The organism is Acidimicrobiia bacterium (genome assembly GCA_040878325.1).
In the GTDB taxonomy this organism is placed as follows: Bacteria; Actinomycetota; Acidimicrobiia; order Spongiisociales; family UBA11373; genus JAUYIV01.
This window is the reverse complement of the sequence record JBBDMM010000001.1, coordinates 92788-108217: the sequence shown is the minus strand read 5'-3', so window position 1 is coordinate 108217 and position 15430 is coordinate 92788. Positions and strand designations below refer to the sequence as shown.

Sequence of the window (15430 nt, the reverse complement as noted above, 5' to 3'; positions counted from 1 at the left end):
GCGAGCCTGGTGGCGCGCCACGCGACTCGGCGATCCTCAACCCGCGTCGAACACACAAAAGCGGTTGCCTTCGGGGTCGGCGAGGATCACGTAGTCGGCGTCCGCCGGCCGCTTGTCCCAATGCACCTCGGTGGCCCCCAGTGCGATGAGTCGCTCGACCTCGGCCCCCTGGTCTTCGGCATACAGGTCGAGATGGATTCGTGGCGGCACTTGTACCTCCGAGCTCACCCGGTCGAGTGAAAGGTTCGGCCCTTTGCCATCCCGCGGCCGCAGGAGAGCGAACGTGTCGTCATCACCCTCGCGCGGCACGTAGTCCAACGCCGCAGTCCAAAACGCCTTCTGCCGCTCCAGGTCATCCACCCGAATCACGATCGAGCCAACTCTGATCATGTGGGGACTGTACGGAAAGCGATCAGCGATCGGCGACTCACAAAACGCCTCGCTTCACGCGTGGCCAGCCGCAGGCTGGGCCAAGGCCCCCCTCTTGCGGGTGGTGGGAGGCGGGTGGCGGCAGGCCGCCAGGCACTACGCGTCCGGCAGCTTTGCCGCGCGCACCTTCTCCCGATCTTCCTCCAGCACCTGCGCCAATCTCGCCTTCAGTTCCGGATGACTCAGCGCCAGGATTCGGGCTGCGAGGTAGGCGGCGTTCTTGCCCCCCGGGGATCCGATCCCCAGCGTCGCCACCGGTACCCCTGGTGGCATCTGCACGGTCGACAGCAACGCGTCGATGCCCTGCAGCGTTCCCGACGCCATCGGCACCCCGAGGACCGGGAGGCTGGTGTGGGAGGCCACCACTCCGGCGAGATGGGCGGCCATCCCCGCGGCGGCGATGACGATCTGAATGCCGCGGCCTTCGAGTCCGTCGAGGTACTCGGCCAGTTCGGTGGGGGTTCGATGGGCCGAAATCACTCGGGCCTCGTGGCCGATGCCGAGCCGACCAAGCGCTTCGCGGCACCCGGCGATCTGATCGCCGTCCGAGGCCGAGCCGACGATGACGGCCACGAGGACGGGATCAGCCATCGTGGCTTCCGATGTCGGTGCGGTGGATCATGCCCTCCCACTGTACGTGGCCGACTCCGTCATAGGCCGAGTCGCGCGCAGCAACGTTCGTGTCGCCGCGGGCGACGACAGCACCCACCCGGCCCCCGTGGGTCAGCAGTCGCCCGTCGTCGACGCCGGTTCCGGCATGGATGAACCAGCGGTCCGCCGTCTCCAAACCGGGCGAGAAAGTGATCGGATCACCCCGTCGCGGCCGGTCGGGGTAACCGGCTGCTGCCAACACGACCGCGCAGGTATCGCGTCGATCGAATTCGAACCGGGGCGGATTGTCCCGAAGCCCTGCCACCCAGGCGCACACCTCGGCAAAGACCCCGTCGGGGAGCCGGGGGAGGATCGCCTGGGCTTCAGGATCTCCGAGTCGGACGTTGTACTCGAGGAGGTATGGACGGTCGCCATCGAGGATCAGCCCGCTGAAGAGGAACCCGTTGAAGGGCGTGCCGCCCTCGGCCAGCGACCGCAGCGTCGGCACGACGAAGTCGCTTCGCACCGCGTTCTCCAGGTCCTGGCCGACGTTGGGGTTGGGGCTCACCGCTCCCATCCCGCCGGTGTTGGGTCCGAGGTCACCGTCCAGCAGCCGCTTGTGATCCATGGCGTTGGGGAGGGCAATCGCCTCGGTGCCGCGGCACGCATGAAACCAAGATGCCTCGAAGCCTCCGAGCCGCTGTTCCATTACCACCGTCGATCCGGCCGGCCCGAGTAGCCCGGCGAGGAGATCGCGGGTGATCGCGGCGCACTCGTCGAAGGTGTCGGGGAGGAACACTCCCTTGCCGGCGGCAAGGCCATCGGCCTTGATCACGGGCGGAGCCTCGAAAGCCCGGAGGGCGTCGTCGACGGCTGCAGGCAAGGTGACGATCCGATGGGTGGGGGAGGGCACCCCGGCGGCTGCGGTCAGAAGTCGGGTGAACGCCTTGGATCCCTCGAGTCGGGCCGCCGCCGCCGTCGGCCCACAGCTCGGGATTCCGGCGGTGGCGAGCGCATCCGCCAACCCGGCGACGAGCGGCCCCTCCGGCCCGGGGATGACCAGGTCCACACCCCGAGCCGCTTCGACAAGCCCGCCAATGTCATCGGCGGGAACATCGATGTTCCGTCCGTGCTGAGCAGTCCCCGGATTTCCCGGAGCGATCAGGATCTCGATCCCTGGAGCGGTCGCCAACGCCCGACAGATAGCGTGCTCCCGACCCCCTGAACCAACGATGAGGACTTTCATGCGGAGGGCCCAAGGCGGCCGGAGGCCGCCCGCCCTCTTGCTGGAGGCTGGAGGCTGGAGGCTGGCGGCTTCTTCAATGCCGAAAGTGCCTTCGTCCGGTGAACACCATTGCCAGGCCGAGTTCGTCGCATGCGGCGATCACCTCCTTGTCGCGGCGGGATCCCCCCGGCTGGACGATCAGGGTGACGCCGGCGGCGGCGGCGAGGTGGACGCAGTCGTCGAAGGGGAAGAACCCGTCGGAGGCGAGCACGCCCCCCCGGGCGCGATCTCCGGCCTTCTCCAGTGCAAGGCGGCAGGCGTCGATCCGGCTCATCAGCCCGGCCCCGGTGCCGACCAGGGTGCGGTCGTGGGTCACGGCTATCGCGTTCGACTTGAGGATGGCCGCGGCGCGAAGGGCAAACTCCGCCTCGCCCCAGTCGTCCGGCTGGAGCCGGGTCGGCACGGTCCACGACGTCCGGTCCGCGGGTCCCGGATCGGACGTTTGAACCAGAGTGCCCCCTCCGATCGAGTGGACCACCCGGGCGGGGTTCGGATCGCCGGGCGGCACCGCCAGCAGCCGCAGGTTCTTGCGTTGGGAGAGCAGGTCGAGCGCACCCGGGTCGAAGCCGGGCGCGGCGATGCACTCGACGAACAATGCCGACTCGATGATCTCCCGGGCAGTTGTTTCGTCGAGAGCCAGGTTGAAGCCGAGAATCCCGCCGAATGCCGCCTCGGGATCACCCGACAACGCCCGGCGGAAGGCCTCGGCCTGGGTCTCGGCCTCGGCGAGACCGCAGGGATTGGAGTGTTTCACCACCGAGCATCGATGGGGGCCGGGGCCGGCCACCGCCCGGTAGGCGGCGTCGAGGTCGAGCAGGTTGTTGTACGAGAGGTCCTTGCCGTGGAGCAGCCTGCCGGCGGCGACTCCCCGACCGGTGCCGTCGGGCACCAGGCGGGCCTCCTGGTGGGGGTTCTCCCCGTAACGAAGCGGCCGGTCCGCAGCCCAGACAGCGATGGCGGTGTCGTAATCGGCGATCAACCGGAACGCCTTGGCCGCGAGTCGGCGGCGAAGCGCCCGGGGCACCGACCCATGGGTGCCGATCTCCTCCGCCACCTCGTCATAGTCGGCCGGATCCACCACCACCGTGACCCCGCCGTCGGCATTCTTGGCGGCAGCGCGCACCAGGGTGGGGCCGCCGATATCGATTGTCTCGATGATCGTGTCGCGGTCTACTCTGGCGGCGAGGGTCTGTTCGAACGGATACAGGTTGCAGACCACCAGATCGATCGGTTGGTAACCGCGTTCCTCGATCTCGGCCAGATGGGCACGGACGCGACGATCGGCGAGGATGCCTGCGTGGATGGCGGGATGGAGGGTCTTCACTCGCCCGCCGAGCACCTCTGCTGCCCCGGTCACCTCCTCGACGGCGCGCACGGTGACCCCGGCCTCTTCGAGATCGCGGGCGGTACCGCCCGAAGCGATCAGGGCGACTCCTGCCTTGGCGAGCCGGCGAGCGAAGTCGGCGATCCCAGCCTTGTTCGAGACGCTGAACAAGGCCCGGGCGACCCTGGGCTGCAGACGGTCGAGCAGCATTCGGACAGCCTCGGGGTAGATCCGATGTTCCACCTCGGTGAGAATCCGCTGGGCGAGGCCGTCGGCACTCTCATCCCCGCGCACCTCGATCGATCCCTGGAGCAACACCGGCCCGGTGTCGACCCCCCGGTCGACGAAGTGGACCGTCGCCCCCGCCGTCGTCACCCTCGCTTCCCATTGTCGGGTGACCGCGTCGAGCCCGGGGAAGTCGGGGAGGAGCGAGGGGTGAATGTTGAGGATCGTCCCCGGGAACCGGTCGAGGAACCAGGGGGAAAGGACGCGCATGTACCCGGCGAGCAGCAGGTGGTCGACGACGGCGACGGCCTCGAGGAGGCGCGCCTCGTGGTCCGCCCGGGTGTCGGAGGCGGCCACCACGACCGTGGCTACGCCCCGCCGGGTGGCGCGCTCGAGCACGGGGGCGTCGGGGTTGTCGCTGACGACGAGGGCCAACTCGGCATCGGAGAGGTCGTTGGTGAACGCCTCCATCAGGCTCTCGGCGTTCGATCCTCGTCCCGAGGCGAGGATGGCGAAGCGGGGCCTAGCGGGCGGCATAGCCGAGGTCGGTCACTCCGCCTTCGACGACCTCTCCGACCCGAATCCAGTCGGCGGGCTCCAATCCGGGCTCGACGATGGCAACGAATCCCAGGCCCATGTTGAAGGTCGCCGCCATCTCCGCCGCCGCGATCTCTCCCGCTTCTGCGATCAGATCGAACACGGGAGGCCGCGCGTAGGCATTGGGGTCGACGTTGGCACCGAGTCCCTGGGGGAGCATCGCCGCGATCCTGCCGAGCAAGCCGCCCCCGGTGATGTGGGCCGCCGCCTTGAAGGCGGTGCCGAGCACCCGATCGACGTAAATGGCGGTCGGGGTACGCAAGGTGTCGCCGACGGTTCGATCGAGCCTGGGCAGGGTGTCGTCGAGACCGAAACCACCGCGGTCGATCAGGGCGCGCCGGGCAAGGGAAAACCCGTTGGAGTGCAGTCCGGTCGATGGCAAGGCGACCACCGTGTCGCCCGGGCGAACCGAGGCGGGATCGGGCAGGGTGGTGGCGTCGACCACACCCACCGAGAATCCGGCCATCTCCACAGTGTCGTTGTGGAGGGCGTCGGGCATCTCAGCGGTCTCGCCGCCCAGCAACGCGCAGCCGGCCTCCCGGCAGGCGGCGGCGATCCCGCGCACCGCGGCTTCGAGGCGAGCCGGGTCGAGCCTGCCCGCCGCCAGGTAGTCGAGGAACAGCAAGGGCCGCGCACCGAGGGGGAGCAGATCGTTGACGTTCATCGCCACCAGATCGCGTCCCAGGCCCTCATAGTGCGATGGCTCGGTCGCGAGCAGGACCTTGGTGCCGACCCCGTCGCAAGTGGCGGCAATCAGGGGATCCGTCATTCCCGAGATGTCGGGACGGATCAGCCCGGCGAAACGCGAATCATGCGCCACCACGCCGGCGGTGTGGGTGGATCGGACCAGCGGGCCAATCGCTTCGATGAACCTTTCGGCCGCGGCGATGTCGACTCCCGCCGCCTCATACGAGAGGGGCCGGGTCACACCGGGTAGTCCCCGGTCATGCACGCCATGCAGAACTCCCCGTTGCCGGTGGCCCGGCGCAGTCCCTCCACCGACAGGTAGCGCAGGTCGTCTACTCCGATCATGTCGGCCACCCGTTCGACCGAGCCTGCCCGGTTGATCACCAGCTCCTCGCGGCTGGGGGTGTCGATCCCCAGATAGCACGGCCAGGCAAGGGGAGGACTGGCGACGCGCATCACGACCTCGGACGCACCAGCGTCGCGCACCATCTGGACTATCTGGCGCGAGGTGTTGCCTCGTACGATCGAATCGTCGACGAGCATTACCCGCATCCCCCGCACTGCGTCCCGGATCACCGAGAGCTTGAGTTCGATCTGAGCGGTGCGCGAGTCCTGGTCCGGAAGGATGAAGGTGCGGCCGACGTAGTGGCTGCGGAGGATCGCCTTCTCGTACAGCACCCCGCTGCGGCGCGAATACCCGATGGCGGCGGGAACACCCGAGTCGGGCACCGGGATCACCACGTCGGGCCGCGGTGAGCCGGACTCCTCGTCGGCAACCGCCAGCTCCATTCCCATCCGGATCCGCGCACTGTTGACCGATTGGCCGAACACCGTCGAGTTGGGACGCGAGAAGTAGACCAGCTCGAACACGCACGGGCTCGGTTGGGCGGGCTCGAGGAGTTGGAGAGTCGTCACCCCTTCCGGGCCGATCGTCACCAGTTCACCCGGTGCGATCTCCTTGACGTGCTCCGCATGGAGGACGTCGAGAGCGCAGGTCTCGGAGGCGATCACCCAGCCGCCCTTCATCTCGCCGAGAACGAGGGGGCGGAGCCCGTTGGGGTCGCGCAGGGCGTAGATCGTGCCGTTGCACAGCATGGTGAGCGAGTATGCGCCGACCGCCCGCTCTGCCATGTAGCGGAGCGCGCCCGCGAAGTCGGGTGCTTGCGACCGGGCGATGAGGTGCACCAGTAACTCGGTGTCGAGCGACGTGGCCACCAGGGAGCCTTCGGCCTCGAGACTCTTGCGCAACTCGTCGGCGTTCTTGATGTTGCCGTTGTGCGCCAGGGCGATCTTGCCGTACGGGGTGTTGGCGATGAACGGCTGGGTGTTCTGCTCCGGTCCCACGGTCGAATACCGACAATGACCCACCGCTCGAGTCCCCGCCATCGCTTCGATCCGATGGAACGGCAAGGCATCGGCGATGAGGCCCTGGCCCTTTTCCGTGTGCAGTTCGCCGTCGGCTCCGGTCGAAGCGATTCCCGCGGCCTCTTGCCCCCGGTGCTGGAGCTCGAAGAGCGCTCGGTGGACCAGCGGGGCGGCACCGTCGACGTTGTAGACGGCGACGACTCCGCAGTTCTCTCGCAGCTTGTCGAGGGGGACCGAGATCACGCCGGCTCCTTCGCGTAGGCGGTCGCCAGATCCCCGACGCCGAGGTCGATGAGGCCACCGATCGTGAGGCGGTTCCCGCCGACTACCCCCATCTGCTGCACCGGAACTCCTGCAGTCGCCGCGTCGGCGATCGCCGCTCCGGCGTCCTCAGCTCGGGTGGTGATCCACGCCGCCCCTGACCCCTCGCCAAATAGCGCCCAGTCGGGTCGGCTACCCCACTCGCCCCCGACCTCGGCGCCGACGCCGCCGCGGATGCAGAGTTTGGCGAGGGCGACGGCGAGGCCTCCGCGCCCGGAGTCCTTCGCCGCGCGAATCCTCCCGGCGGCGATCTGCCCCACCAAGAATGCTGCGAGGCGTTGGTCGGCGGCGAGATCGACCGAGGGGGCAGGTCCGGCCGATCCGGTGATCATGCGTCCGTAGGCGGCATGACCCTGCTCGCCGGGGGGTGATCCAGCGAGAAGCAGGACCTCGCCGGACTCCATCGCAACGGCGGGTATGCGGCGGATGTCTCCGACGGTGCCGACGACCCCGATCATCGGAGTGGGGGGGATCGCCCCCGCGGGCGACTCGTTGTACAGCGAGCAGTTGCCACCGGTCACCGGGAGGTCGAGTGAGCGGAGACCGTCGCCGAGACCCTTGATCAACGCCGCCAGGCGGGCGAACTCGACCGGATCGGAAGGCGACCCGGCGTTGATCCCGTCGGAGACCGCGACGGGCCTCGCTCCGACGCAGCCGAGGTTACGAACTGCTTCGCCGAGCAGCGCCTGGGTGCCGAGGTAGGGGTCGACGGCGCAGCGTTCACCGCCACCCACCAGGCTGATCGCGTAGCCGGCCGTCGACCCGGGCAACTTCTGCACCGCCGCCTCGCCCTGGCCCGGTCCGCGGATGGTGCGATTCCCCACGGTCTGGTCGTAGCGCTCGTAGAGCCGCGAATGATCGGCCATCCCTGGTTGGGCGATCAGTTGGATGAGCACTGCGGCGAGGTCGTCCGGAATCGGAAAGTCGGGGTACGGCCGCGGGTCGGGGAGCGTCCCTGTCTCCCACTCCTGGCGCGGGGTGCCGTCGGCCACCAGGGCGGCGGGCACGTCGACGACGATCGCGCCGTCGTGGCGCACCCGCATCTGGCCCGAGTCGGTGACGGTGCCGCAGACCGCGGCGTGGACACCGTGGCCGCGGAAATGGGCGAGAGCGGTTTCTGCGCGGCCCTCGGCAACCACCAGCATGAAGCGCTCCTGCGACTCGGACAGCAGGATCTCGAAGGGCTCCATGCCGGCCTCTCGCTGCGGCACCAGGTCGAGATCGATGTCGAAGCCGGTGCCGCCGGCGGCCGCCATCTCAGCGGTGGCGCAGGCGATGCCACACGCTCCGAGGTCCTGGCAGGCGACGAGCCCATCGTCGAACGAGAGCATCGCCTCCATCAGCTTCTTGCCCATGAACGGGTCGCCCACCTGGACGTGCGATCGGCGCGCGGTGTGCTCGTGGTGCTCGCCGAGCTCCTCTGACGCAAAGGCCGCGCCGAGGATGCCGTCGCGCCCGGTGGTGGCGCCGACGACGAGCACGGCGTTGCCCGGGCCGGTGGCGGCTGCGGTACGCATCCCCTCGTGGCGGACCAACCCGGCGGCGAGGGCATTGACGAGTGGGTTCCCCTCATAGCCGGAGTCGTAGACCGTGAGGCCGCCGATATTGGGCACCCCGTACGAATTGCCGTAGCCGCCGATGCCGCCGATGACCCCGTCCCGGAGCCATCGGGTGCGGGGGGAGGCCGGGTCACCGAAGCAGAGCGCGTCCATGACGGCTACCGGGCGGGCGCCCTGGGCGACGACGTCGCGGAGAATTCCACCCACCCCGGTTGCTGCTCCCTGATACGGCTCGACTGCGCTCGGGTGATTGTGGCTCTCGATCTTGAAGGCGATCGCCCATCCGTCGCCGATATCGACCGTACCGGCGTGGGCTCCCGGGCCTGCCAGGACACCCGGTCCCGTCGTGGGGAGGGTCGCCAGCAATGCCTTCGTGGACTTGTAGGAGCAATGCTCACTCCACATGCCGGCGAACACCGCCAGTTCCACCCGGTTCGGCTCGCGTCCCAACTCGGCGACGATGTGGTCGAGTTCGGCCTCGGTGAGCCCCATCGCCAACCCGATCTCGCGTGCCGAGTTCTCGGTTGAAAGCGTCAAGACCCGCCTCCCGTCTTGCCGACTAGGACGCTTGGCGCGTTCTTGCTGGAGGCTGGAGGCTGGAGGCTGGAGGCGGCGCCGAAGGCGCCTTGGAACAGCCGGAGCCCGTCGCCACTGCCGAGGTCGGGATCCGAGGCACGCTCGGGGTGGGGCATTATCCCCAGCACCCGGCCGGTAGCGTCGAGGAGCGCCGCCACGCCGCCCACGGAGCCGTTGGGGTTGTCCTCGTAGAGCAGCGGGGCATGCGCGGCGACCGCGTCGAATCCCCCAGGGTGGAAGTAGGAGCCCTCGCCGTGGGCGATCGGCATACGCAGCCTGGAGCCTGCGGGCACGGCCTCGAACCACGGGCTGCTGGAGTCGAAGGCGCACTCGAGCGTGACCCATCGATGACGGAACCCAGCAGGGTCGTTGTAGGACAGCGCCCCGGGAAGCAGCCCGGCCTCGACGAGGATCTGGAAGCCATTGCAGAGTCCGATCACCAGTCCGCCCCGATCGACGAGATGGTCGAGGCTGCGCACCGCCGGCTCCTGGCTGGCAAGCATCCCCGCCCTCCAGTAGTCGCCGAACGAGAAGCCTCCGGGAAGTCCGGCGAGGACGACGTCTTCCGGCAGTGCGCGTCCCGAAGGGTGGGGAAAGGCGTCGAATCCGGCGGTGCGAAGTGTCTCGAGGAGGTCGCGGTCCCCGTTGGAGCCGGGGAAAACGATGACGGCTGCCCGCGGGCCGCTCACGTCGAACCCGCGATCGACACCGTGTAGGTCTCCAGGTTCGGGTTGACCAGCAGCTGTTCGCAGAGGTCAGCGGTGATCCGCTCGGCCTCCTCGGCGGAAGGGCAATCGATCGTGAGGGACAGCGACCGGCCGACGGAATCCACGGTCACCCCGTCATGGCCAAGGCGGGCGAGGCTCTCCTGAACTGCCTCCGCCTGCGGGTCCTTGACGCCGGGGCGGGGGCGGACCGCCAGTTCAACTCTGAACACTGGCACCCGGTTCCGCGGCAAGGGCGCGGTCGAGGTGGGCGAGGAGCTTGCGGTATCCGGCGAGGAGATCGCCCTCATCGAAGCGGAATAGGTCCTTGTCGAGGATCTCCCCGGTCGCCAGGTCGCGGAACCGGCAGGTGTCGGGGGAGACCTCGTCGGCGAGAACCAGTTCGCCGTCGGCGGTCCTGCCGAACTCGAACTTGAGGTCGACCAGGTCAACCCCCGCCTTGAAGAATAGGTCGCGCAGGGCGTCGGCGGCTCGGCGGGACATCGCCCGCAGCCAGGCGACCTCTTCCGGGGTCGCCAGGTCGAGGAGGCGCACATGGTCATCGTTGATCAAGGGATCGCCGAGATCGTCGCGCTTGAAGTACATCTCGATGACCGGGGGGTCGCATTCGGCGAGGTGATCGAGTCCGGTTCGCTTGCCGAGGCTCCCGGCCACCTTGTAGCGGACGACGGATTCGATGGGGATGATCTCGACGAACTTGGCCGCGAGGGTCCGGTCGTCGATGCGGCCGATGTGGTGCGTGGGAATGCCCTGGCCGGTCAAGTACCCGAAGAGGCGTTCGGTGATCTGGCTGTTGAGGGTGCCCTTCCCCTCGAACTGCTCGTGCCGCTGGCCGTTGAACGCAGTGGCGTCATCCTTGTAATAGATGTGCGCGGTGCCATCAGGCTGCGAGACGACTCGCTTTGCCTTGCCCTCGTAGACCGGCCGCTCCAAGGTTGGGTTCCCGCCCCTCGACTGGGCGGCATGGTAACTGGACCGGAGTGGAAGACGCGTCCGTTCGTCAGGAGGCCGGGGTGTCGTCCCGGCCGAGGACCAACCCCACGACGAACCAGATGCCGTGCACTGGCTCGTCGCCGAGGTTGAACAGGCGGTGGGGGCGGGTGGAGTCGAAGCCGATGGCGTCTCCCGGTTCGAGGCGGTGCTCCTCGAAGCCGATCTGCACGCCGAGGGTCCCCGAGATGATGAACCCGTACTCGCGTCCGTGGTGTCGCATCAAGGATTCGTCGGGCGTCGACGACCCGCCGACCTCGTATATGACGTGGAGAAAGTCGATGTCGTCGTCGGGGCCCACCGAGAGCTGCTCCCACCGCACGCCCGACACCAGCTCGACCGCCTTCCGCTCGGCGGGTCTGACGACCGGGTGGTGTTCGGGATCGCGGGGTGCGCTGCCGTTGCTTCCTTCGACGTACTCCTCACCACGCATCACCCGGTCGAGGGAGATGTCCAGTTCGGTGACGATCGCGTAGAGAGTCCCGACCGACGGGTTCGATTGACCCGACTCCAGTTGAGAGATGAGGCTGGCGGACAGGCCGATGCGGCGAGCCAATTCGCGTTGGCTCAGACCCGCCTTGACCCGCTCGTCGCGGAGCCGCTGTCCGATTCCGTCGAGGTGGTGGTTCGGGCCGTCGTCGGAGTCTCTTGCTGCGGGGGTCCCTCCGTGGATCACATCAGCATCCATCCGCCGTCGACGTAGAGGTTGGTTCCGTTTACCGACCGATTCTCTCGACGAAAGTCACCCTGTTCCACGTCGCCGGCGAGGTGGCGATGTGCGACCCGGGACGTCTCGAGGTCAACGTCGCTGGCACCAGGCGGGTGCTCGCCGCCGCCGCCCGCGCCGAGGGAGTCGTGTAGCGAAGCCATAAGGCCGACGAGCCTCGATGTGGAGTCGACCCGTGCGTGGCGGTGACTCCGCGACTCGGTTCCGCGGCTGTCCGTCACCCCGGGCTTGGCGCGGTCAGGGCGGTACGATCCGAACTGGAGGCAGAATTTGAGCGTCGTTCTTCCTGAGGGAACGGTCACCCTCCTGTTCACCGACATCGAGGGCTCCACCAAGCTGCTGGCTTTGATGGGGCTGCCGGCATATGCCCAGGCCCTCGAGGAGCACCGCGGCATGCTGCGGGAGGCCTTCGTCCACCACGGCGGCGTCGAGGTGAGCACTGCAGGAGACTCCTTTTTCGTGGCCTTCCCCACCGCCTCGGGAGCAGTGGAGGCGGCCCGAGAAAGCCAGCAGGCATTGGCGGAAAGCTCGATGCAGGTACGGATGGGCCTGCACACCGGAGCCCCGCTGGTGGCCGACGGCGACTACACCGGGGCCGACGTGCACCTGACGGCCCGGATCGCGGCCGCAGGACATGGGGGCCAGGTGCTGCTCTCCAGGGCGACCCGGGAGCTGGTTTCGGTCGAGGTCACCTCCCTCGGCGAGCACCGACTCAAGGACTTCGACCACCCGGTGGCGATCTTTCAGCTCGGTTCGCAAAGTTTCCCGCCGCTGAAGACGATCTCGAACACCAACCTGCCCCGACCGGCCAGCTCATTCGTCGGCAGAGAGCGGGAGGTGTCCGAGGTGGCGGCGTTGTTAGGGAACGGAGCCCGGCTGCTCACCCTGACCGGACCAGGCGGATCGGGAAAGACCCGCCTGGCGATCGAGGCTGCCACCCAACTGGTGCCCGAATTCGCCGCTGGGGTGTTCTGGGTTGGACTTGCCGCGCTGCGCGACCCCGCCCTGGTGCCCGACACCATCGCCCAGACCCTGGGGACCCGGGACGACCTGGCGGGCCACATCGGGGATCGGCAGCTGCTGGTGGTGATCGACAACCTGGAGCAAGTGGTGGCCGCGGCCCCGCAGCTCTCGGCCCTGATCGAAGCCTGCCCCAGACTGCGCATGCTGGCTACGAGTCGGGAGCTGCTCCGGATCAGGGGTGAGGTCGAATATCCGGTGCTTCCACTCGCCGAGACCGAAGCAGTCGATCTGTTCTGCTCCCGGGCGGGAGTAGAAGCCGACGACACGATCCATCGACTCTGTGGCGCGCTCGAGAACCTCCCCCTGGCGGTCGAGCTGGCCGCGGCCCGGACCAGCGTGCTTACGCCGGGACAGATCCTCGAGAGGCTTACGGGACGGCTCGACCTATTGAAGGGAGGACGGGATTCCGATCCCCGCCAGCGCACTCTGCGGGCGACGCTCGAGTGGTCTCACGAGCTGCTCTCCGAAGCGGAGCAACGGCTGTTCGCCCGCCTCGCCGTGTTTCGAGGCGGCTGGACACTGGAGGCGGCCGAACTTGTCGCCGAGGCCGATCTCGACGTGCTCCAGTCCCTGGTCGACAAGAGCCTGGTCCGTCGCACCGGACCGCGGTTCTGGATGCTGGAGACGATTCGCGACTACGCCGTCGAGCGACTCGATACGTCGAACGAGGCAGAGTGGGCGCGGCGGCGCCACGCCGAGCACTTCTTGGCTCTGGCCGAGGAGGCGTATCCGCATCTCACCGGCAACCCCAGGCAGTGGACCGACCGGCTCGAGGCCGAATACGACAACTTTCGAGCTGCCCTCGACCGCCTCCAGAGTGGCGGCGCCACTCAGCTCTCCCTGCAGCTCGCTGGAGCGCTGTGGAAGTACTGGTACCAACGTGGGCACTACACGGAAGGCCGCCACCGCCTCCAGATCGCCCTCGCCGCCGACCCCGCCCCGACGCCAGCACGGGCTCGCGCCCTCAACGGGGCGACCGCAATGGAGGGCGAGGGAGGCGACGCCGCCGCAGCGCGGGTCTATGCCGAGGAGGCCTTGGCCCTGCATCGCAGCCTCGATGACGAATGGGGCATCGCCAACTCTCTGTTCATGCTCGGGTTCATACCTGAGTCCGCAGAGGGCTTGCCACTTCTCGAGGAAAGTGCCCGCCTCTTCGAGAGCCTCGGCGACGAGCACTACATCATGCTCGTGAACAACAGCCTGGCCTGGGCGTATGGGGACCTCGGTGACCTCGCGCGCGAACGAGCCCTCATGGAGGAGAACCTCGTCAGAGCCCGCGCCGCGGGCAACCGGCGGATGGAGCTCGACCCACTCTCAAGCTTGGCAACCCACGCGTTGCGGGAAGAGCGGTTTGCGGACGCCTACGCGATGCTCCGGGAGTCCGTACGCCTTACCCTTGAGCTAAACGAGCCACTCACGCTGGCCGCCATCCTTATGCAGATAGCCGAGATCCTCGCCGCCGAAGGGCACGCGACAACAGCCACCCGACTCCTCTCCTCGGCCGAGGCGATTCGCGAGAGGACCGGTGGCAGTCGGGAGTACCTCATCGCGAGGAGGGACCGAACCCTTGCTGCTGTGCGAGTTCGGCTCGATGATGCGGCGTTCACTGCCGCGTGGGAGCAGGGCCGGACTCTGACCGTAGAGCAGACGATCGACCTCGCCCTTGACCAGGCCTGAGCGCAGCGCTTCCGGGTTCGCCCGGTGCCGGCGCTACAGGCCGAAGCAGCAGGAGACCCCGTGCTGGTCGCGGTTGGATCAGCGGTGGGTGACAGCCGCACGCTTCGGGTTTCAAGGAGGGACAACGGTGATTGCCGATCAGGACCCCTCGCGGTTTCAGGCGGCCTGGTACTTGAACGTAGGTAATCGCGCCGTGGTCGGAGAGGGACTGGACCCAACAGCGACAAGGGGTCTTACTGGTGGGCGCTATCGAACCAGTGACCTCTTCCGTGTCAGGGAAGAACAGGCCCATTCGCATAACCCCAGGTCAGAAGCCACTTCCCCCCGAATCCCTATATGCGGTGTGGGTTTTCTTCGTGTAGGTGGGGTGAGTGGGTTTGAGGTGGGTTTGAGTAGGTCAGCACGTTGTGGCCCCGAGGGTGACGTCGTCCAAGCGGAGGGGGTAGTAGACCCGGCAGAGGTCGCTGAGGATGTCTGCGATGCGGCCAAGCTGCCGTTCGATTTCGTTTGGCAGTGTGAAGCGGGCACTAAAATCCCTTATGAAATTTGGGGTTTCGCGTGGTGGGCGCTACTGGGATTGAACCAGTGACCTCTGCCGTGTGAAGGCAGCGCTCTGCCGCTGAGCTAAGCGCCCGGAGAAGGCGGGATTGTACCGGGCTGGCCGGGGCCCATCACGACAGGTCGAGCCGCATCAGCCAGCGCGGCAAGCCGGCGCTCACCGAACCGGTCTGGGCAACCCTGCGGAACCCGGCCTCCTCAAAGGTCGTGACCGTGCCCACGTAGAGGAACGCCGTGCTGACCCGCGAGTCCTCCGGGTCGATGGGGTAGGCCTCGAGCGCGGGGGCGCCCATCGCCCGGGCGTAGTCGACGACCGAGGCGAGGAGCCCCTTGGTGATGCCCTGGCGGCGGTAACCGGGGCGCACGTTGAAGCACACGATCGACCACACCGCGCGATCGTCGACCTTCGGGATGGTGCGCGACCGCACCAGCCGCTCCAGGTCGGTCCTGGGGCCGAAGCCGCACCAGGCGACCGGGATCTCGCCCGCGTAGGCGATCATCCCCGGCGCCGGCGTGTCTTGGAGCTGGCGGCGCAGGGCTCCCACCCGCGTCTCCTCGTCGGATCGTGAGTAGTCGCCAGAGGACATCCGAAAGTACTGGCAGGTGCAGCCGCGCCCGGACGGAACCACCTCGAGCACATCGTCGAGGCGCTCGAGGGAGGCGGGCACGAAGGTGACTTCCGTCATCCGGTCATTCTGCCGTTCGGGCCGGTCGTATCCTCGATCTGTGGAAAGCGCCATGTGACGTCAGCGGAGCTCCTCCGTTACTGCC

General features: G+C 68.0%; 14 protein-coding genes and 1 tRNA gene. 1 reads left to right on the top strand and 14 read right to left on the bottom strand.

Annotated elements, in window-relative coordinates; genetic code table 11:
* Positions 1 to 36 precede the first annotated feature (36 nt).
* From WD184_00535 to WD184_00480, 12 genes are all read right to left on the bottom strand, one after another.
* Positions 37 to 390: a VOC family protein gene (locus tag WD184_00535; GenBank protein MEX0825238.1), complete on the bottom strand. Its 354-nt coding sequence runs from the start codon at positions 388 to 390 to the stop codon at positions 37 to 39.
* Positions 391 to 525: 135 nt separating this feature from the next.
* Positions 526 to 1020, bottom strand: coding sequence for a 5-(carboxyamino)imidazole ribonucleotide mutase (gene purE / locus WD184_00530; GenBank protein ID MEX0825237.1), 495 nt, complete (start codon positions 1018 to 1020; stop codon positions 526 to 528).
* The gene (gene purD, locus WD184_00525) at positions 1013 to 2266 is read right to left on the bottom strand and encodes a phosphoribosylamine--glycine ligase (protein MEX0825236.1); all 1254 of its coding nucleotides are present in this window, start codon (positions 2264 to 2266) and stop codon (positions 1013 to 1015) included. Before purD ends, purE begins: the two co-directional genes overlap by 8 nt.
* Before the next feature lie 73 nt (positions 2267 to 2339).
* Entirely contained in the window at positions 2340 to 4391 is a 2052-nt protein-coding gene (gene purH, locus WD184_00520) for a bifunctional phosphoribosylaminoimidazolecarboxamide formyltransferase/IMP cyclohydrolase (protein MEX0825235.1), read from the bottom strand.
* Entirely contained in the window at positions 4378 to 5379 is a 1002-nt protein-coding gene (gene purM, locus WD184_00515; protein MEX0825234.1) for a phosphoribosylformylglycinamidine cyclo-ligase, read from the bottom strand. The genes purH and purM overlap by 14 nt, the downstream gene beginning before the upstream one ends.
* Positions 5376 to 6746 (bottom strand): amidophosphoribosyltransferase, encoded by a 1371-nt coding sequence (gene purF / locus WD184_00510; protein ID MEX0825233.1) that lies wholly within the window; start codon positions 6744 to 6746, stop codon positions 5376 to 5378. Before purF ends, purM begins: the two co-directional genes overlap by 4 nt.
* Positions 6743 to 8920 carry a phosphoribosylformylglycinamidine synthase subunit PurL gene (purL, locus tag WD184_00505; protein ID MEX0825232.1) on the bottom strand — a complete coding sequence of 726 codons (2178 nt, stop codon included), beginning with the start codon at positions 8918 to 8920 and terminating at the stop codon, positions 6743 to 6745. The genes purF and purL overlap by 4 nt, the downstream gene beginning before the upstream one ends.
* Positions 8917 to 9648, bottom strand: coding sequence for a phosphoribosylformylglycinamidine synthase I (purQ, locus tag WD184_00500; GenBank protein ID MEX0825231.1), 732 nt, complete (start codon positions 9646 to 9648; stop codon positions 8917 to 8919). Before purQ ends, purL begins: the two co-directional genes overlap by 4 nt.
* Complete coding sequence (gene purS / locus WD184_00495) at positions 9645 to 9896, bottom strand: phosphoribosylformylglycinamidine synthase subunit PurS (protein ID MEX0825230.1); 252 nt, start codon at positions 9894 to 9896, stop codon at positions 9645 to 9647. Before purS ends, purQ begins: the two co-directional genes overlap by 4 nt.
* Positions 9883 to 10617, bottom strand: a complete 735-nt coding sequence (locus WD184_00490; GenBank protein ID MEX0825229.1) for a phosphoribosylaminoimidazolesuccinocarboxamide synthase — start codon at positions 10615 to 10617, stop codon at positions 9883 to 9885. Before WD184_00490 ends, purS begins: the two co-directional genes overlap by 14 nt.
* Positions 10618 to 10684: 67 nt before the next feature.
* Positions 10685 to 11362, bottom strand: coding sequence for an XRE family transcriptional regulator (locus WD184_00485; GenBank protein MEX0825228.1), 678 nt, complete (start codon positions 11360 to 11362; stop codon positions 10685 to 10687).
* A complete protein-coding gene (locus WD184_00480) occupies positions 11347 to 11544 on the bottom strand; it encodes a hypothetical protein (protein ID MEX0825227.1) in 198 nt (65 codons plus the stop codon). The genes WD184_00485 and WD184_00480 overlap by 16 nt, the downstream gene beginning before the upstream one ends.
* 127 nt (positions 11545 to 11671) lie before the next feature.
* On the opposite strand from WD184_00480, the gene WD184_00475 reads away from it, so the two are divergent.
* Positions 11672 to 14101 carry an adenylate/guanylate cyclase domain-containing protein gene (locus WD184_00475; GenBank protein ID MEX0825226.1) on the top strand — a complete coding sequence of 810 codons (2430 nt, stop codon included), beginning with the start codon at positions 11672 to 11674 and terminating at the stop codon, positions 14099 to 14101.
* A 559-nt stretch (positions 14102 to 14660) separates the two neighbouring features.
* Here the strand turns inward: WD184_00475 and WD184_00470 are convergent.
* Positions 14661 to 14735: transfer RNA gene (locus WD184_00470), tRNA-Val, on the bottom strand.
* A gap of 37 nt (positions 14736 to 14772) precedes the next feature.
* On the bottom strand, positions 14773 to 15345 hold the full coding sequence (locus WD184_00465) for a GNAT family N-acetyltransferase (GenBank protein MEX0825225.1): 573 nt from the start codon (positions 15343 to 15345) through the stop codon (positions 14773 to 14775).
* Positions 15346 to 15430 lie beyond the last annotated feature (85 nt).

Coding starts and splice junctions, on each gene's coding strand:
- WD184_00535 (MEX0825238.1), bottom strand. CDS start 390: ATGATCAGAGTTGGCTCGATCGTGATTCGGGTGGATGACCTGGAGCGG.
- purE (MEX0825237.1), bottom strand. CDS start 1,020: ATGGCTGATCCCGTCCTCGTGGCCGTCATCGTCGGCTCGGCCTCGGAC.
- purD (MEX0825236.1), bottom strand. CDS start 2,266: ATGAAAGTCCTCATCGTTGGTTCAGGGGGTCGGGAGCACGCTATCTGT.
- purH (MEX0825235.1), bottom strand. CDS start 4,391: ATGCCGCCCGCTAGGCCCCGCTTCGCCATCCTCGCCTCGGGACGAGGA.
- WD184_00485 (MEX0825228.1), bottom strand. CDS start 11,362: ATGGATGCTGATGTGATCCACGGAGGGACCCCCGCAGCAAGAGACTCC.
- WD184_00480 (MEX0825227.1), bottom strand. CDS start 11,544: ATGGCTTCGCTACACGACTCCCTCGGCGCGGGCGGCGGCGGCGAGCAC.
- WD184_00465 (MEX0825225.1), bottom strand. CDS start 15,345: ATGACGGAAGTCACCTTCGTGCCCGCCTCCCTCGAGCGCCTCGACGAT.